Origin of the sequence: Streptomyces sp. NPDC053474, assembly GCF_044544845.1 — a bacterium.
GTDB lineage: Bacteria > Actinomycetota > Actinomycetes > Streptomycetales > Streptomycetaceae > Streptomyces.
Window position 1 is genome coordinate 361,396 of the sequence record NZ_JBITXV010000011.1, and the last position, 16,729, is coordinate 378,124.

Genomic DNA, 16,729 nt, shown 5'->3' on the forward strand with positions numbered 1-16,729 from the left:
GCCGACGTTGATCCACGCGCAAGCCACGAGAAGGAGCCACGGACCCCCGATGGGTGAGCCTCCCAGTACCAACCGTGCCATTCCCTGCCCGCAGCCGGAGGTTGAGGGAACGGGGGTGGCACGGTGACCGAGGTCCTGCTGCTGCTCCTGGCCCTGCTCCTCACGCTCGCCTGTGCCGTGTTCGTGGCCGCCGAGTTCTCGCTGACCACCGTCGAGCGCGGTGACCTGGAACGGGCCGCCGCGGCCGGGGAGCGGGGCGCGCAGGGCGCCCTGAAGGCGGCACGGAGCCTGACCTTCCAGCTCTCCGGCGCCCAGCTCGGCATCACCGTCACCTCCCTGGTGATCGGCATGCTCGCCGAGCCGTCCCTCGCGGCGCTGCTGCGCGGACCGCTGGAGGGCGCGGGCCTCGGCGGGGCGGCCCCGTCCGTGGCCACCGTCCTCGGCGTCGTGCTGTCCACCGTGGTCCTGATGGTCATCGGCGAGCTCGTGCCGAAGAACTGGGCGATCTCGCGCCCGCTGGCCGTCGCCAAGGTGGTGGCCGATCCGCAGCGCGGCTTCACCGCGGCGTTCGGGCCCTTCATCCGGCATCTGAACGACACCGCGAACCGGTTCGTACGCCGCGTCGGCCTGGAGCCCGCCGAGGAGCTGGCCTCCGCCCGCACCCCGGACGAACTCGTCGCCCTGGCCCGGCACTCGGCCGCCGAGGGCGCCATCGAGCCCGACTCCGCCGAACTGTTCGTGCGCACCCTGCACCTGAGCGAGCTGACCGCCGAGAACGTGATGACCCCGCGCGTGGACGTCCGCGCCCTGGAGGTCCACGCCACCGCGCAGGACGCGGCGAACCTCACCCACGCCACCGGCCTGTCCCGCTTCCCCGTCTACCGCGACAGCCTCGACGAGGTCGTCGGCAGCGTCCACATCCGCGACGTCCTCGCCCTCGACCCGGACGAGCGGCGGCGCACCCCGGTCACCGCGCTGGCGACCGAGCCGCTCCTGGTGCCGGACAGCCTGCCCGCCGACCGGCTCCTGGAGCGCTTGCGGGCGACCCGGACCATGGCCGTCGTCATCGACGAGTACGGCGGCACCGCCGGGGTCGCCACCGTCGAGGACATCGTCGAGGAGGTGGTGGGCGAGGTCCGCGACGAGCACGACCCCGTGGAAGTCCCCGACCTGGTGCCCGCGGCGCCCGACCCGGACGGCAGGGCCGCGTGGGAGGCCGACGGCGGCGTCCGCATCGACCAGCTCGACGCCATCGGCCTGCCCGCGCCCGACGGCCCGTACGAGACCCTGGCGGGGCTGATCGCGACCCGCCTCGCCCGCATCCCCGCCCAGGAGGACGGCGTGGACGTCGACGGGTGGCGGCTCACCGTCCTCGCGGTCGACCACCACCGCGCCGACCGCGTCCGCATCCTCGCGCCCGCCGCGCGCAAGGTCATGGAGGACGCCCGATGACCACCGTGCAACTCCTCATCGGCGCCCTGACCCTGCTGACCAACGCCTTCTTCGTGGGCGCCGAGTTCGCCCTGATCTCCGTGCGCCGCAGCCAGATCGAGCCCCGGGCCCAGGAGGGCAACCGCCGGGCCCGCGTCACGCTGTGGGGCATCGAGCACATCTCCGCGATGATGGCCACCGCCCAGCTCGGCATCACCGTCTCCTCGCTGGTGCTCGGCGCCGTCGCCGAACCCGCCATCGCCCATCTGCTGGAGCCCGCCTTCGAGGCGGCCCGGATCCCCGGCGCGCTCGTCCACCCCATCGCCTTCGTCATCGCCCTGACCGTGGCGACGTATCTGCACATGCTGATCGGCGAGATGGTCCCCAAGAACATCGCGCTCGCCGCGCCCGTCCCGACCGCGCTGTTCCTCGGCCCGCCCCTGGTCGCGCTCACCCGTGCCCTGCGGCCCCTGGTCTTCGGCGTCAACGCGTTCGCCAACGGCCTTCTGAAGCTGCTGCGGGTGGAGCCGAAGGACGAGGTCGAGGCCGTCTTCACCGACGACCAACTCGCCCGCATGGTCCTGGACTCGAGCCAGGCGGGCCTCCTCTCGGCCGCCGACGGCGAACGGCTGCGGGACGCCCTGGAGCTGGGCACGCGCCCGGTCGGCGAGATCCTCGTCCCGGTCGCGCGCATGCGCACCGTCGACGACACCATCACCCCGGCCCGCCTCCAGCGGGTGGCGGCGCGGGCCGGCTTCTCCCGCTTCCCGGTCACCGGCGCGGGTGGCGCCCTGCTCGGCTATCTGCACATCAAGGACACCCTCGGCACCGCCGACCGCGACCGCCCCTTCGCCCGGGGCGTGCTGCACCCGCTGACCCGGGTCAGCATCGACACCCCGCTCGACGACACCCTCACCGCGCTGCGCGCCATGGACAGCCATCTGGCCGCCGTCACCGGCGACAAGGGCACCGTCATCGGTTTCGTCACGATGGAGGACGTCCTGTCCGAACTCGTCGGCCCGGTCCCCGCCGTCCCTGCCGACGTGTGAGCGGTGGGTCACACGTGCGAGGGTTGAACGGGCCACAAGGGGAGTGGGAAGGTGCTGGGGATGTCCAGCGCCTCCCCCACCCCCACAGTTGACGTAAGACGCGCGTGCGCCCTCCCGGGTTCCCTCGGGAGGGCCCGTGACTGACACACTGCGTCTGCCCCGCGTCCCGGAACGCACGCGTACGCCGGACCCCACGCCTCAGCGGCCGTCGGTCAGACCGGCGGCCACCCCCAAGCGTGACTCGTTCTTCGACAACGCCAAGTACCTGGCGATCGTCCTAGTGGCGATGGGACACGCCTGGGAGCCGCTGCGTGACGACAGCCGCGCGGCGGCGGCGCTCTACATCACCGTCTACGCCTTCCACATGCCCGCGTTCATCGTCATCTCCGGCTACTTCTCCCGGAGCTTCGACGCGAGCCCGGGACGCCTGCGCCGCCTGGTGACGGGCATCGCCGTCCCGTACGTCCTCTTCGAGGCGGCGTACACGCTGTTCAAGCGCTGGGCGGACGACGACCCGACCTACCCCGTCAGCCTGCTCGACCCCTGGTATTTGACGTGGTTCCTGGCCGCCCTGTTCATCTGGCGCCTGACCACGCCGGTGTGGAAGATCGTGCGCTGGCCCGTCCCGCTCGCGCTCGCCATCGCGGTGCTCGCCTCCGCGTCCCCCGAGATCGGCGACGACCTGGACCTCCAACGGGTCCTGCAGTTCCTGCCGTTCTTCGTCCTCGGCCTGTGTCTGAAGCCGGAGCACTTCCGCATCGTGCGCCGCCGTGAGGCCCGCGTCCTGGCCGTCCCCGTCTTCGCCGCGGCCCTGCTGTTCGCCTACTGGGCGGCGCCGCGCATGAACGCGGCCTGGTTCTACCGCCGCGACAGCGCCCAGGAACTGGCCGCCCCCGCCTGGGCCGGCGCCGTCATGACCCTGGCGATGTTCGGCTGCTCCCTGCTCCTGGTCGCCTGCTTCTTCGCCTGGGTGCCGGGCCGCAGGCTGTGGTTCACCGCGCTCGGCGCGGGCACCCTGTACGGCTACCTCCTGCACGGGTTCCTCGCCAAGGGCTCCCGGTTCTGGGACTGGTACGACCACGACTGGATCCACCGGCCGCTCGGCGCGATCGCCGTGACCCTGATCGCCGCCACCGTCGTCACCCTGCTGTGCACCCCGCCCGTGCAGCGCCTGTTCCGCTTCGCGATGGAACCGAAGATGGCGTGGGCCTTCAAGGAGACCCGGCGCGGCAAGGGCCGCCACGCGGGCCCCGCCCGAAGAGCCCGGCAGCCCGGCTGACGGAAAACCGGTTGCCCCCGGGCGACGGCGGTGGATCAATGTCCGGCAGCCGCACCGTCACACGGGGAGACACCGACGCATGAGTACGCCACCACCAGCCCCCGGAGCGGGGCGCGCTGACGGCCCGTCCGTCCGGATCGGCGCCCTCGCTCCGCTCACCCGGCCCGGCTGGGCCGAGGCGGGCCGACATCTGCTCGCCGGACTGGAACTCGCCGTCCGCGACGTCAACGACGCCGACGGGATCGGCGGACGGCCACTGGAGCTGGTGGTCAAGGACACCGCGGCCGATCCCCACCGGGCCGCGGCGGCCGTGGACGAGCTGGCCGGTCTGGGCGTGGCCGCCGTGGCGGGGGAGTACCACAGCGTCGTCGCCCGCTCCGCCGCCGCCCGGGCCGACGCCCTCGGCCTGCCGTTCCTCTGCTCGTCGGCGGTGCTCGACGCGCTCACCGACCAGCCGACCGACTGGGTCGCGCGCATCGCTCCGGCGCAGTCCCGCGGCTGGCGGACCTACGCGGACTTCCTGCTCGCCGCGGGCCACCGCCGCATCGCCGTGGCGGCGCAGACGAGCGTCTACTGGGCCTCCGGGACCCGCGTCCTGCGGGACCACCTCGCTCCGCGCGGCGGCACCGTCATCGAGCTCGACAGGAGCGCGCTCACCCCCGAAGCGGTGTGCGACGCGCTCGTCGACCAGCGCGCGACGGCCCTGCTGCTCCTCGTCGGCCACCCGGAGCCCGCGGTGCCCCTCGTGCGGTCCGTACGCCGCGACCGGCGCCTCGCCGAGGTCCTGATCGGTGCCCCGGCGGGGCAGCCCGAGCTCCCCGAGTGGGCGTCCCTGCTGGGTGCCGACGGCGCCGGGATCCCGTTCCTGCGCTATCTGCCCGACAGCCTCGGCCCCCTCGGCGCCCGCGTGGAGAAGACCCTGCGCGAGCAGCTCGCCGCGACGCCTTCCTTCGTCGCCTTCGAGGGCTACGACACGGTCGCCGTCCTCGCCGAGGTGCTGCGCTCGCACGGCACGGACCGGGTGGGCATCGCCGCGTCCTGGCCGCACGTCGACGTCGAGGGCACTCGCGGGCGGATCCGCTTCTCCCGCACACCTGGCATCGACGTCTGGCAGTGGACCTGGCCGCCGGTCCGCGTCGTCGACCGTGACCCGGCGTCCGTGGACCGCTTCCGGATCCGGCACGTCGGGTGAGCGCGCGGGGAGCCCTGGGGCCGCGCTCGGCGGGGTGAGCGGGTCGTCACCGAGTGTAGGTACGGATGCGGTAGCGCAGCCCCGTCGTGGAGGACTGCCAGCCCTGGTCCTCGGTGACGCTCCACGTCGGATCCGGGGTCGGGGCGTAGGTGTCGCCGTCCACGACCGTGTCGATCTCCGTCACCGAGAGTGTCGTGGCGAATTCCAGGGCCGCCCGGTAGATCTCGCCGCCGCCGATGACCCAGGCGGCGGCGGGGGCCACCGAGTCCAGCGGCTCGGCCGCGCGCTCCAGGGCCTCGGCGACGGACCCGGCGCGGTCCGCGCCGTCGGCCGCCCAGTGCGGATCGCGCGTCACCACGACGTTGCGCCTGCCGGGCAGCGGACGGAAGCGCGGCGGCAGCGAATCCCAGGTCTTGCGGCCCATCACCACGGGATGACCGAGCGTGGTGGCCTTGAAGTGCGCCATGTCCTCGGGCAGGCGCCACGGAATGGCGTTGCCCGCGCCGATCACGCCCTCGCGGGTCTGCGCCCAGATCAGCCCGACGTCGATGCCGCCCGCCCCGACGCTCATACCGCGACCGGAGCCTTGATGGCCGGGTGGTGCTGGTAGTCGAGCACCTCCACGTCGGCGTAGGTGTAGTCGAAGAGAGAGTCGGCTTGCCGCAGCCGCAGCCGGGGGAAGGCGAACGGGGTGCGCGAGAGCTGCTCGGTCACCTGCTCCACGTGGTTGTCGTAGATGTGGCAGTCGCCGCCGGTCCAGATGAAGTCACCCGGTTCGAGGCCGACCTGCTGCGCCACCATGTGCGTGAGCAGGGCGTAGCTGGCGATGTTGAACGGGACGCCGAGGAACAGGTCCGCGCTGCGCTGGTACAGCTGGCAGGAGAGCTTGCCGTCAGCGACGTAGAACTGGAAGAAGGCGTGGCACGGGGCGAGGGCCATCTTGTCGAGCTCGGCGACGTTCCACGCGGAGACGATCATGCGGCGGGAGTCCGGGTCCCGGCGCAGCGTGTCGAGGACCTCGCTGATCTGGTCGATGTGCCTGCCGTCCGGCGTGGGCCAGGAACGCCACTGGACGCCGTACACCGGGCCGAGCTCGCCGTTTGGACCGGCCCACTCGTCCCAGATCGTGACCTTGTTCTCCTGCAGCCAGCCGACGTTCGAGTCGCCGCGCAGGAACCACAGCAGCTCGTACACGATGGAGCGCAGGTGCACCTTCTTGGTGGTGACCAGCGGGAACCCCTGCGAGAGGTCGTAGCGCAGTTGGTGCCCGAAGACACTTCGGGTGCCCGTGCCCGTCCGGTCGGCCTTCGCCGTCCCGGAGGTGAGCACTAGCCGCAACAGGTCTTCGTACTGGGTGTCCGCCACAGCCGAGAAGTCTACTGGCCCGCGCGGCGAGCTCGACGACCACGCCCCGGGGGGCGCCGCCCGGCCGGGGCCGTGGCCGCCCCGGCCTCATCCGAAGGGGATCCGTACGGCGGACTGGTTGCCGGTACCCAGGGTGCTCGGGCCGTTGCCGATCGCGTTCCACACCTCGACCCGCACGGTGCCGCCGCGCATCGGGCCGTGCTCGCCCGTGGCGGACTTCAGGCCCTGGCCCTGGGTGTAGTGCTCGTAGCCGGGCACCGGGTCCGTGGCGAAGTAGCGGTAGGTCTCCGTGCGGTCCCAGGTGCCGTTGCCCGTGCGGTCGTAGCTCACGCGCACCTGTGGGCCGTTGGCCACCGTGGTGCCCGCGTCGACGAGCAGGTCGAACTGGGTCGAGCCGCCGTCGTGGGTGCCGTTCACGCCGGTCGCCGTGAACGTCTGCGGGGCGTGCGGGGTGCCGTCGTGGTGGGGGCCGCCCGCCGACGCGAGGGTCGCGGCGGAGGTGGTGCCCGTGGCCTCGCCGAGGGTGCCGCCGGGGCGCAGGTGCAGCGTGGACGGCGTGCCGGGGTCGCCGCTTCCGCCGCCCCGCGTCCACACCGCCACGTAGTCCACGAGCATGGACCGGCCCGGCACCGTCGCCGCGACCGGTGTGGCGCGGCCCGCGACGCCGTCGGGGAAGCCGCCGCCCATCGCGACGTTGAGCAGGATGAAGTACCCGGCGTGGCCGGTCATGTCGCTCCACGCCCGGGCGCCCACGCGGTTCTGGTCGACGCTGTGGAACAGCTGTCCGTCGACGTACCAGCGCAGCACGTTCGGGCTCGCCGAGCGGTCCCACTCGAAGCGGTACGTGTGGAACGCGGACTGGCAGGAGGCGCCCGGGCAGGCGCGGCTCGCGCCGATGCCGTTGGTCTCGTCGCACGGGCCGCCCGGGTTCACGCCGCAGTGCAGGACGCCCCACACGGAGTCGATCCCGTTCACGTTCTCCATCACGTCGAACTCGCCGATGGACGGCCAGTTCCAGTAGTCGCCCCGGTAGGGCGCGCCGAGGGCCCAGAAGGCGGGCCAGTAGCCGAGGGCCTGCTCGCCGGTGACGTTCGGCATCCGGATGCGGCTCTCGATGGCGAGGGTGCCGCCCGCCGGGGCCTTGAAGTCGGCGCGCCGCGTCTCGACGCGGCCGGACGTCCAGGCGCCCGCGGCGTCCCGCAGCGGGGTGATGCGGAGGTTGCCGCCGCCGTCGAGGGCCAGGTTGTCGGGGGAGGAGGTGTAGTTCTGGACCTCGCCGGTGCCCCAGTTCGCGGGGCCGCCGGGGTAGTTGTGGCCGGTGTCGATCTGCCAGTTCGCGGCGGAGGGCGGCGCACCGGCGGGCCCGTCGAAGTCGTCGCTCCACTGGAGGGTCCAGGCCGGGGCCGGGGGCACGTCGGCGTTCGCCGCGCAGGGGGCGAGCAGCGGGGCGGTCAGCGCGAGGGCGGCGAGGCCGGTGAGCAGGGCGGTGCGGAGCGGGGTGCGGGGGAGGAGGCGGAAGGGGGCGCGTCTTGCTCGCATGGGGCACCTCGGAGGGTGGGGAGGGTGACCGGTTCTGAGAGCGCTCTCAGAGTTGTTTAGTTGTGGGCATGCCTCGCGTCAATGGGGTGCGTGCGTCAACTTCCCGAAGGCGTACGGGAGTCGGAGCCCGGGTTGCTGTGCGCGGAGATCCGGATAGGGGGTGTGTTCTCGTGCCCTCGAACGCAAAGGCGTCACTGTTCCGCAAATGTAATCGTTAGTGCTTTGGTGCGGGATGATTCCCCGCGAAGTGCCCCCGGGGTGCCGGACACGTACGCTGGGCGGCGTTGACGTGTACTGGAGAGGATGAAACACATGGCTAGGGCTACCGCGCGGCACATCTTGGTCAAGACCGAGGCCGAGGCCTTGCAGCTGAAGGAGCAGATCGCGGGCGGTGCGGATTTCGCCGAGCTGGCGAAGAAGCACTCCTCGTGCCCCTCGTCGCGCGACGGCGGGAACCTCGGCTCGTTCGGCCCGGGCCAGATGGTGCCCGAGTTCGACCAGGTCGTCTTCTCGGCCCCGGTCGGCGAGGTCCAGGGTCCGGTGAAGACCCAGTTCGGCATGCACCTCGTCGAGGTCACGAGCCGCCAGGACTGAAGCGGTGGACAGGGCAGCGCCGTCGCGGCGCGGCCTTGTCGGCAGGCCCCCTCGACGAGGGGGCCTGCGCCGTTTCCGGGTGCCCGCGCGGGTGCCGGGCGCGGAGCGGACGGCGCGCGGCCCGCAGCGGGCGGCGGAGCCGGTGATTCCTCACCCTCCGGTCCGCGCCGTCGTCGCGGGCAGTTCCACGGTGACGCGGAGGCCACCGGCAGGGCGCGGGGTGAGCGTGAGCGCGCCGTCGTGCGCGTGGGCGATGGCCGGTGTTCTCGTTCCAGGGCGGTGCCGCCGTCCCCCGCGATGGCGGCCGCGATCGCCTCCAGGCGCAGGCCGTCACGGATGGCATCCGCCAGACAGGGCTCGTCTTCGACGACCAGCACACGCATGCCGCCCACGCTACGAGGCGGCGCATGTCGTCGGCGTATCGAAATCCGCATACGGGCCCACAACACCGCACTGCCTTGACTGGCGGAATGAACCGGACGACGCCCCCAGCACGCACACCGAGCCGCACGTACCTCCTCGCCATCGCGGGCCTGGCCGCCGTCATCGCGGTGCTCACCCTGGCCTTCTCCTCCTGGCCGCGCACGTCCTCCACGGCCTCGAACGCGGCAGCGCACATGTCCCGCCAGGGGCACCAGGGCGTGGCCGACGGTGTCGTCCCCGACGGCGTGACGGTCTTCGACGACGCGACTCCGGCCGTGACCCGCCTCGATCCGGAGCTCCTCAAGGCGCTGCGCCGGGCCGCGACGGCCGCCGCTGACGACGGGGTCGCGTTCCAGGTCAACAGCGGCTGGCGCTCCCCGTCGTACCAGAACCGGCTGCTGCGCGAGGCGGTCTCCAAGTACGGGTCCGAGGACGAGGCCGCCCGCTGGGTGGCCACGGCGGAGACGTCCCCTCACGTGTCGGGCGACGCGGTCGACATCGGGCGCTCCGCCGCGACGGCGTGGCTGTCCGAGCACGGCGCCGGACACGGGCTGTGCCAGATCTACGAGAACGAACCCTGGCACTACGAACTGCGCCCCGAAGCCACCGATCACGGCTGCCCGCGCAAGTACGCCGACCCCACGCAGGACCCGAGGACACGGCAGTGACCGGTACGGAACGAGGACGGACGAGGGCACAGGCGGGCGGGGTGGACGCGGTGGATGTGACGGATGTGACGGGTATGGCGGATGTGACGAACACGAAGGTCGCGGCGGACGCGGCGGATGTGGCGCACGCGGAAGGCGAGATGGACGCGGCGGACGCGGCGGAGGCCGGTCAGGGAAGCGGCGGCCGTCGCAGGGCCCCCGGCCCGGGCGCCCGGCACGCGCGCGTCCGCCGGACGCTCCGCGTCGCCCTGCGGCCGGGCCCCTGGAAGCGCGGCCTCGTGCTCGCGGCGTCGGCCCTGCTGCTCGGCCTGGTCATGCTGCTGCACGCGCGGATCACGGACCGGGGCGGAATCGGCAGCCTGGTGGAGACCTTCCTGCCGTGGTTCGGCCTGCTCGTCCCGGTGCTCCTGGCCGGGGCACTGTGGCGGCGCTCCGCCTCGGCGGTGGTCGCGCTGGTGCTGCCGGTCGCGGCGTGGCTGAGCCTCTTCGGCGGGCTGCTCGTCGACAAGTCCCGCACCGGCGGCGACCTCACCCTGGCCACCCACAACGTGGGCGCCGACAACCCCGACCCGGCCGGTACCGCCCGCGACCTGGCCGCCTCCGGAGCGGACGTGCTGGCCCTGGAGGAGATCACCGCGCAGGCGAAGCCGGTGTACGAGAAGGAGCTGGCGAAGGCCTACCCGCACCACACGGTGCGGGGCACGGTCGGCCTGTGGAGCAGGCTGCCGCTGTCGGACACCCGGGCGGTCGACATCGAGCAGGACGTCGGGCCCCGGGCGGACACCAAGCCGGTCGCTGAGGTGGCGCCCGACGGCCGGGCGCTGCGCGCCACGGTGGCCACGCACCAGGGGCCTCTCGCCGTGTACGTGGCCCACCTGGGGTCCGTACGCGTGCACTCGGGAGGTTTCACGACGGGCGGCCGGGACCGGAACGCGCGGGCGCTCGGCGCGGCCGTCGCCGCCGAGCCGAACCAGCGGGTGGTGCTGCTCGGCGATCTGAACGGCACCGTGGACGACCGCGCGCTCGACGGCATCACCTCGCGGCTGCGCTCGGCCCAGGACGCGGCCGGGGACGGCTTCGGCTTCACCTGGCCGAGGGAGTTCCCGATGGCGCGCATCGACCACGTCCTGGTGCGCGGCGTCACGCCGGTCAGCGCGTGGGTGCTGCCCGCCACCGGCAGCGACCACCGGCCGGTGGCGGCGGGAGTCAGCTGGTGAACACGGCGGGAGCGGCGGCGAAGCCTCGGGGACGCGGGTGCTCGGCGGCGTGACCGGGCGCGGACCGGAGGTATCCGGTCCGCCCGATGGGCCGGACGGAGCCGCCTAGCTGGTCTGCCACCCGGCGGTGCTGGAATACACGTCCAGCAGGTCCACCACGAAGACCAGGGTCGAGCCCGCGGGGATCAACGACGAGGGCGACTGATCGCCGTAGCCGAGACGCGGGGGAACGACGATCTCGCGCCGACCGCCGACCTTCATCCCCCTCACTCCCCGGTCCCAGCCCTTGATGACCCTGCCGCTGCCCAGGGCGAACTTGAACGGCTGGCCCCGGTCCCAGGAGGCGTCGAACTCCTTGCCGGACGCGAAGGTCACCCCGACGTAGTGGACCCTGACCACCATGCCCGGCTTCACCTCGGGCCCCTCCCCGACGACCAGGTCGCGGACGGTCAGCTCGGTGGGGGCAGCACCCTCCGGAACGTGGACCTCGGGCTTCGTCCGTTCACTCATGGCAGCCTCGTCACTCTCTGTTGAAAACTCCGCACGGACCAGCCGGGCACACACATGGACACCCCATGCGGCAGATGGTCACGTTACCGAGCATGCCGATTCCCCCCTGACCGAAACGACGCCTCTCACATGTCATGTGACGCAGGGAACGCATTGACCCCTCGGCGCAGTCGCGGTTGCATGCAGGGGGCCCTCCGGTGGGGAGCCGGGGGCGAGACCTTCCTGAGTGGGGGAACAATGAGGGGAACCACAGACCGGAGCACCACCAGACGCGTGCGGGGCGTGTTAGGCGCGGCCCTCGTGGCGTGCGCGCTCACCACGGCGCTGCCCGGAGCCGCCTCGGCCGAGCCCACCGGCGGTGCGCGAGAGACCGGAGCCGGTGTCGAGAGGGTCAGTGTCGCGGCCGACGGCACGCAGTTCAGCGGCGACTCCACCGGGGGCGCGATCACGACCGACGGGCGCCGCGTCGTCTTCTCGTCGGCTGACAGGGTGTACCTACGCGACGCGCCGTCGGGGCAGCTCAAGCAGGTGGGCAGCTACCCGATCGCCTCTCCGGCGATCAGCGGTGACGGGGAGTACGCCGCCTATGCGGTGCTGTTGTTCAGGGACACCAAGGTCAAGTTGGCACAGTGGACCGCGGGCAGTTCGATCGGCCTCAACTGCGATGCCCTCAACTGCAGTCAGCCGTCGGTGAGCGGGGACGGCCGCTACGTCGCCAACGTCGCCACCATCGGTCGGCCGTCGTCCAGCCAGCGCATCGACGTATGGGACTGGCACGCAGGCACCAAGCAGGAACTCGCCTGGTTCGACCACACCGCGCCCTCCCGGCCGTCGATCAGCGGGGACGGCCGCTTCGTCGCGTACCAGGACGGCAAGGCCAAGGACGTCTTCCTGTGGGACCGGGACTACGGCTCCACCTCCGACCCGATCGAGGGCCCGTCCCAGGAGGCGACGCTCGTCCAGCTCAGCGAGGACGGCAGCAAGGTCGTCTACCTCTCGGGCTCCGACACCTACGTCCACGACGTGAGCTCGGGCACCGCCCAGCGCGTGCCGAACGTCAAGGGCCTGGCCATCGACCCCACCGGCAGCTACCTGCTGTACGCCCCGAACGACCCGACCGGACCGTCGCTCGTGCTGCGCGACCTGCGCGCGGGCACCGACGAGGTCGTCTCGCACCGGCCTGCCTCGGCCGGGGTCGACGCGGTCAGCGCCGGTGGGCGCGAGGTGGTCTTCCAGTCCACGGCCGACGACATCGTGCCCGGTGACACCAACGGCACGTCGGACGTGTTCGTCCGTCGCTTCTCCTGACCGCCCCCCCGCATCCGCGTACGTCTTCCGCGCCCGGGCCGCGGTCAGGCCGCGGCGCGGAAGACGTACGCCGTCATCGGGGCGGTGACCGGCCCCGGGCCCAGCCGGGCCGTCATCTCCTCGACGACGGTGGCCCGGACGACTGGTCCGCCGCCGCGCTCTTCGACGGCCGCGCGCACCGGTGTCCCGGTGAGGTACCCGGTGGCGAGGTCGGCGGTCGACGCGGCCCGGCCCTGGAGCGTCAGCTCCTGCTCCTCCTCGACGGTGAACCCGGCGGCCGTCAGATCGGCGGCCACGACGGCGGGGTCGGCGTAGCCGTGCGGAACCGTCGGGAAGAACCGGGGCGGGTCGGCCGGAAAGGCCCGCTCAAGCCCGGCTTGCAGCGCGACTTCGAAGGCGTGCGTCGCGAGCGGGCCCCAGGTGTTGAACAGGAACCGGCCGCCCGGGGCCAGGACCCGCCGGACCTCGGTGAAGGCCGCGACGTGGTCGGGAAAGAACATCACGCCGAACTGGCAGACCACCAGGTCGAAGCCCCCGTCCGGGAACGGCAGCCGCTGCGCGTCGGCCTGCCGCCACACCGCGCCCGGGACCCGGGCCGACCCGAAGGCGACCATGGCCTCGTTGAGGTCGGTGGCCGTCACCGCGGCCGACGGGGCCGCCGCGAGCAGGCGCGATGTCAACGCGCCGGTCCCCGCGGCCAGTTCGAGGACGCGCCGAGGGCGAAGAGCCGCCGCCTTCGCGGACAGGTCCTCGGCGAAGGGCCGGAAGACCACCGGCACGAGGTACTGCTCATAGGCCGCCGACATGGACTCGGACCACCGCTGGCCCGCATTGATTCCCGTCACCCTGCTGACGGTAGCGCCGAGCCCGGACCCCTGGTGGACATCACCCGTCTGTTGCTTCTCCGTGTCTCATGACGTCGCCCCCGAGGCCGGTGCGAGCGACGCGATGGCGGGGGCGCCTCAGCTCACCGTCCAGTGGCGGAGTTTCTCGGGATTGCGTACGACCCAGATGTGCTGGATCCGGTCGTCCGTCACCTCGAAGGCGAACACCGTCACGACAGCGCCGTCCTGCTCGGCCACCACACCGGGGCGGCCGTTGACCGTACGGTCCAGGAACGTCATGGTGTCGGGCCTTCGGCGGGCGATCTCGGCCCAGGCGCGCGCGATCGGCTCACCGCCTTCGATGGGACGCAGGAAGGTGGTGGCCAGGCCGCCACCGTCGGCGACGGCGGTGGCATCGGGGTCGAGCAGACTGATCAGGGCGTCGATGTCCTTGGCCTCCCAGGCCCGCTTGAAGTCCCTGACGACGACCGCGTGTCGGACTGCCGACGTCGCGGTGGCGGAAGGCCGCGCGGTCCGGATGCGGCGGCGGGCGGAAGAGGCCAGCTGGCGGCATGCGGCCGGGGTGCGGCCGACGATCTCGGCCACTTCCGCGAAGGAGTGGCAGAAGACGTCGTGCAGGATGAACGCGACGCGTTCGGCCGGGGTCATCGATTCGAGCACGACCAGGAAGGCCAGGTCGACCGACTCGTCCAGGGTGATCCGGTCGGCCGGGTCGGTGGCCGCGCCGCTCAGCCGTCCGCTGATCCACTCCGTGTGCCCCGGCAGCGGTTCGGGGATCCAGTCGCCCACGTAGGTCTCGCGCCTGGCCCGTGCCGAGCCGAGCAGGTTGAGGCAGATCCGGCTGGCGACCGTCGTCATCCAGGCGCCGGGGGCCTCGATGGCGTCCTGCTGGCTTTGGGGCATGGCGCACCAGCGGGCGTAGGTCTCCTGGACGGCGTCCTCGGCCTCGGCCAGGGAACCCAGCATCCGGTAGGCGAGGTTGATCAGCCGGTGCCGCTCGCTCATGACCGCGGCCAGGCCCGGATCGGCTCGGTCGCATCCGGGGCCGGATCGGTTGCTCATGATGTCGAGGCTCCCCCTTGGTCGCATCCGCTCTTACGGGTTCGACAGCGCAGCCCTCCGGAATGTCAGGCCCGTCGTACCGGCCTGACATTCCGGAGGGCTGTCCTGTCGAACCTCCTGAGACGAACAGATCATCCAGCGAACAGGAAGCCCACCATGACCACCTCGATGCCGACGTCCCCGTTCACCGACCCGGTGCCCGCCCACCGCCTGGAGCGGGCCGCCGCCGCGCTCGCCGCACACGGTTTCACCGTCGAGATCCTCGATGGGGCCGCCGACGCGCGGACCCGCGTGCAGTGCCTGATACCGGAGGGCGCCAGCGTGCTCACCGGGGCCAGCGAGACCCTCCGCCTGTCCGGCATCGCCGACGACATCAACGGCAGCGGGCGCTACGACGCCGTCAAGCCACGCGTCCTGGCCATGGACCGGGCCACTGAGGGAGACGAGATCCGACGGCTGACGGCCACCCCCGACGTCATCGTGAGCAGCGTCCACGCGGTCACCGAAACCGGCTCCCTCGTGATTGCCTCGGGCAGCGGAAGCCAGTTGCCCGGCAACGCCGGTGGCGCCGCCCGCGCGATCTGGGTGGTCGGGGCGCAGAAGGTCGTTCCCGACCTGGACACCGCACTGCGGCGCGTCGAAGACCACTGCCTCCCCCTGGAGAGCGCCCGCACCCAGGAAGCCTACGGGTGGCGCAGCGCGGTCAACCGGCTTCTCGTCCTCAAGGCGGAACACGTCGCCGGGCGCGGCACCGTCCTGCTGCTCCGCGAAGCCATCGGGTTCTGAACCCGATGCCGCGGTTTGAGTACGCGTCCACACCGTACGGTGGATCACCATGAGACCCCGTATAGCCGTGATCGGCAGTGGCCCCGCCGGGCTTTCCTTCGCCCGTGTCCTGCACCGTCATGGTCACCCCGTCACCGTCCTCGAACGCGATGCCGCCCGTGACGCCCGTCCCCCGGGCGGCACGCTGGACCTGCATGAGGGGCTCGGCCAGGTGGCGCTGGAGAAGGCGGGGGTGCTGGCGGAGTTCCGGGCGCTGTCCCGTCCCGAGGGGCAGGCCATGCGCATTCTGGGCGTGGACGGGACCGTCCTGCGCGACTGGCGTCCTGGTCCGGACGAGGGGGCCAACCCCGAGATCGACCGCGGGCAGCTGCGCGATCTGCTGCTCGGGCCGCTGGACGTCCAGTGGGGGCGGGCCGTGACGGAGGTGGTGCCGCGGGGCCCGGATGGCGTGCGGGTGCACTGCGCGGACGGGCGGCAGGAGACGTACGACCTCGTGATCGGCGCGGACGGCGCCTGGTCCCGGGTCCGGCCCGCGGTCTCCTCCGTGACGCCGGAGTACACCGGCGTCACCCTGGTCGAGACCTCCCTGGACGACGTCGACACCCGCCACCCCGACCTCGCCCGGCTGATCGGCGACGGTTCCGTGGCCGTGTACGGCGTGAACCGCGCGATCGTCGCCCAGCGCAACAGCGGCGGTCACGTCAAGGTGTACGCCCAGTTCCGGGTGGAGGCGGAGTGGCACGCGGGCCCGGGCCGACCCGCGGGTCCGGACCGGGGCGCGCGCCTGGACGGGGCCGACGCCGAGGCCGTGCGGGGGAGCCTGCTGACTCAGTTCGACGGCTGGGCCGCTCCCGTCCTCGACCTCCTCCGCCGCGGCGCGGCCTTCGTCCACCGCCCCCTCTACGCCCTGCCCGTGCCCCACACCTGGTCCCACGTCCGTGGGGTGACGCTCCTGGGCGACGCCGCGCACCTGATGCCCCCGCTGGGAGTGGGCGCGAACCTCGCGATGCTGGAGGGCGCGGAACTCGCCGAGGCCGTCGCCGCCGTCACTGGCCCCGACGACCTGGACGAGGCCGTGCGGGCCTTCGAGGAGCGGATGTGGGAACGGGGCGGCAGGTGGGCGAGCATGACGAGGGCCGGTCTGGAGCGCCTCGTGGGCCCGGACCCCTCCGAAGCCATCGCTCTCTTCGACGAGGTCCAGCCTTCCTGACCGCCTGGAGGGCGTAAGGCGGAACGCCGTCCACCCCGCGTCGGCCACGGCTCAGCCGGAGCCCAACCGGACGCCGAGGCCGGTGCGGGTGGCCTTGCGCTCCTTGTCCGGGGTGCCTTCGGCCCACAGGGAGCGGACGTGGCCGAGATGGCGGGTCATGCACTTCTCGGCGGCTTTGGCGTCACCGGCGACCATCAGGTCGAGGAGTTCGATGTGTTCTTGGGCGGAGGGGAGGAGCTGGTCGTTCTTGT

Annotated in this window: 17 protein-coding genes and 1 pseudogene; 10 read left to right on the forward strand and 8 right to left on the reverse strand. The window is 72.5% G+C overall.

The features are described from left to right. Positions 1-123: 123 nt before the first annotated feature. From ACIG3E_RS26930 to ACIG3E_RS26945, 4 genes are all read left to right on the forward strand, one after another. On the forward strand, positions 124-1,452 hold the full coding sequence (locus ACIG3E_RS26930; RefSeq protein ID WP_399621386.1) for a hemolysin family protein: 1,329 nt from the start codon (positions 124-126) through the stop codon (positions 1,450-1,452). Further along, positions 1,449-2,480, forward strand: coding sequence for a hemolysin family protein (locus ACIG3E_RS26935; RefSeq protein ID WP_399621389.1), 1,032 nt, complete (start codon positions 1,449-1,451; stop codon positions 2,478-2,480). The genes ACIG3E_RS26930 and ACIG3E_RS26935 overlap by 4 nt, the downstream gene beginning before the upstream one ends. Positions 2,481-2,616: 136 nt before the next feature. Continuing rightward, entirely contained in the window at positions 2,617-3,759 is a 1,143-nt protein-coding gene (locus ACIG3E_RS26940) for an acyltransferase family protein (protein WP_399621392.1), read from the forward strand. 79 nt (positions 3,760-3,838) lie between these two features. Beyond that, positions 3,839-4,951: an ABC transporter substrate-binding protein gene (locus ACIG3E_RS26945; protein ID WP_399621395.1), complete on the forward strand. Its 1,113-nt coding sequence runs from the start codon at positions 3,839-3,841 to the stop codon at positions 4,949-4,951. 46 nt (positions 4,952-4,997) lie between these two features. On the opposite strand, the gene ACIG3E_RS26950 is transcribed toward ACIG3E_RS26945, so the two are convergent. The 3 genes from ACIG3E_RS26950 to ACIG3E_RS26960 all read right to left on the reverse strand — a co-directional run bounded on the left by ACIG3E_RS26950 (position 4,998) and on the right by ACIG3E_RS26960 (position 7,855). Beyond that, positions 4,998-5,501, reverse strand: a complete 504-nt coding sequence (locus tag ACIG3E_RS26950; RefSeq protein WP_399621458.1) for a dihydrofolate reductase — start codon at positions 5,499-5,501, stop codon at positions 4,998-5,000. A 17-nt stretch (positions 5,502-5,518) separates the two neighbouring features. Beyond that, positions 5,519-6,316, reverse strand: a complete 798-nt coding sequence (locus ACIG3E_RS26955) for a thymidylate synthase (protein ID WP_399621397.1) — start codon at positions 6,314-6,316, stop codon at positions 5,519-5,521. A gap of 87 nt (positions 6,317-6,403) precedes the next feature. Next, positions 6,404-7,855, reverse strand: a complete 1,452-nt coding sequence (locus tag ACIG3E_RS26960) for a glycoside hydrolase family 16 protein (protein WP_399621399.1) — start codon at positions 7,853-7,855, stop codon at positions 6,404-6,406. A 312-nt stretch (positions 7,856-8,167) separates the two neighbouring features. On the opposite strand from ACIG3E_RS26960, the gene ACIG3E_RS26965 reads away from it, so the two are divergent. Next, positions 8,168-8,449 carry a peptidylprolyl isomerase gene (locus tag ACIG3E_RS26965; protein ID WP_242714899.1) on the forward strand — a complete coding sequence of 94 codons (282 nt, stop codon included), beginning with the start codon at positions 8,168-8,170 and terminating at the stop codon, positions 8,447-8,449. A 269-nt stretch (positions 8,450-8,718) separates the two neighbouring features. Here the strand turns inward: ACIG3E_RS26965 and ACIG3E_RS26970 are convergent. Continuing rightward, positions 8,719-8,832 (reverse strand): annotated as a pseudogene (locus tag ACIG3E_RS26970) (response regulator transcription factor); the annotation flags it as partial. Between the two features lie 87 nt (positions 8,833-8,919). Between ACIG3E_RS26970 and ACIG3E_RS26975 the strand changes: the two are divergent. Both ACIG3E_RS26975 and ACIG3E_RS26980 read left to right on the forward strand, forming a co-directional pair. Then, complete coding sequence (locus ACIG3E_RS26975; protein WP_399621402.1) at positions 8,920-9,540, forward strand: M15 family metallopeptidase; 621 nt, start codon at positions 8,920-8,922, stop codon at positions 9,538-9,540. 74 nt (positions 9,541-9,614) lie between these two features. Then, complete coding sequence (locus ACIG3E_RS26980; protein ID WP_399621405.1) at positions 9,615-10,757, forward strand: endonuclease/exonuclease/phosphatase family protein; 1,143 nt, start codon at positions 9,615-9,617, stop codon at positions 10,755-10,757. Between the two features lie 105 nt (positions 10,758-10,862). Here the strand turns inward: ACIG3E_RS26980 and ACIG3E_RS26985 are convergent, their stop codons facing one another. Further along, entirely contained in the window at positions 10,863-11,267 is a 405-nt protein-coding gene (locus ACIG3E_RS26985) for an FKBP-type peptidyl-prolyl cis-trans isomerase (protein ID WP_399621407.1), read from the reverse strand. 273 nt (positions 11,268-11,540) lie between these two features. On the opposite strand from ACIG3E_RS26985, the gene ACIG3E_RS26990 reads away from it, so the two are divergent. Beyond that, the gene (locus ACIG3E_RS26990) at positions 11,541-12,575 is read left to right on the forward strand and encodes a WD40 repeat domain-containing protein (RefSeq protein ID WP_399621410.1); all 1,035 of its coding nucleotides are present in this window, start codon (positions 11,541-11,543) and stop codon (positions 12,573-12,575) included. A 44-nt stretch (positions 12,576-12,619) separates the two neighbouring features. Here the strand turns inward: ACIG3E_RS26990 and ACIG3E_RS26995 are convergent, their stop codons facing one another. Further along, positions 12,620-13,381 carry a class I SAM-dependent methyltransferase gene (locus ACIG3E_RS26995; protein ID WP_399621459.1) on the reverse strand — a complete coding sequence of 254 codons (762 nt, stop codon included), beginning with the start codon at positions 13,379-13,381 and terminating at the stop codon, positions 12,620-12,622. Positions 13,382-13,537: 156 nt separating this feature from the next. After that, the gene (gene sigJ, locus ACIG3E_RS27000; RefSeq protein WP_399621412.1) at positions 13,538-14,482 is read right to left on the reverse strand and encodes an RNA polymerase sigma factor SigJ; all 945 of its coding nucleotides are present in this window, start codon (positions 14,480-14,482) and stop codon (positions 13,538-13,540) included. 156 nt (positions 14,483-14,638) lie between these two features. On the opposite strand from sigJ, the gene ACIG3E_RS27005 reads away from it, so the two are divergent. Together ACIG3E_RS27005 and ACIG3E_RS27010 are read left to right on the forward strand one after the other, a co-directional pair. Then, positions 14,639-15,268: an LUD domain-containing protein gene (locus tag ACIG3E_RS27005; RefSeq protein WP_399621414.1), complete on the forward strand. Its 630-nt coding sequence runs from the start codon at positions 14,639-14,641 to the stop codon at positions 15,266-15,268. Between the two features lie 49 nt (positions 15,269-15,317). Then, positions 15,318-16,478: an FAD-dependent oxidoreductase gene (locus ACIG3E_RS27010; RefSeq protein WP_399621416.1), complete on the forward strand. Its 1,161-nt coding sequence runs from the start codon at positions 15,318-15,320 to the stop codon at positions 16,476-16,478. Between the two features lie 51 nt (positions 16,479-16,529). On the opposite strand, the gene ACIG3E_RS27015 is transcribed toward ACIG3E_RS27010, so the two are convergent. Then, positions 16,530-16,729 (reverse strand): FCD domain-containing protein (locus ACIG3E_RS27015; RefSeq protein WP_399621418.1); only part of this gene is annotated, 200 nt, incomplete at its 5' end.

Coding starts and splice junctions, on each gene's coding strand:
- ACIG3E_RS26980 (WP_399621405.1), top strand. CDS start 9,615: ATGGCGGATGTGACGAACACGAAGGTCGCGGCGGACGCGGCGGATGTG.
- ACIG3E_RS26985 (WP_399621407.1), bottom strand. CDS start 11,267: ATGAGTGAACGGACGAAGCCCGAGGTCCACGTTCCGGAGGGTGCTGCC.
- ACIG3E_RS26975 (WP_399621402.1), top strand. CDS start 8,920: ATGAACCGGACGACGCCCCCAGCACGCACACCGAGCCGCACGTACCTC.
- ACIG3E_RS26965 (WP_242714899.1), top strand. CDS start 8,168: ATGGCTAGGGCTACCGCGCGGCACATCTTGGTCAAGACCGAGGCCGAG.
- ACIG3E_RS26945 (WP_399621395.1), top strand. CDS start 3,839: ATGAGTACGCCACCACCAGCCCCCGGAGCGGGGCGCGCTGACGGCCCG.
- sigJ (WP_399621412.1), bottom strand. CDS start 14,482: ATGAGCAACCGATCCGGCCCCGGATGCGACCGAGCCGATCCGGGCCTG.
- ACIG3E_RS26960 (WP_399621399.1), bottom strand. CDS start 7,855: ATGCGAGCAAGACGCGCCCCCTTCCGCCTCCTCCCCCGCACCCCGCTC.
- ACIG3E_RS26935 (WP_399621389.1), top strand. CDS start 1,449: ATGACCACCGTGCAACTCCTCATCGGCGCCCTGACCCTGCTGACCAAC.
- ACIG3E_RS27005 (WP_399621414.1), top strand. CDS start 14,639: ATGACCACCTCGATGCCGACGTCCCCGTTCACCGACCCGGTGCCCGCC.
- ACIG3E_RS26995 (WP_399621459.1), bottom strand. CDS start 13,381: ATGTCGGCGGCCTATGAGCAGTACCTCGTGCCGGTGGTCTTCCGGCCC.
- ACIG3E_RS27010 (WP_399621416.1), top strand. CDS start 15,318: ATGAGACCCCGTATAGCCGTGATCGGCAGTGGCCCCGCCGGGCTTTCC.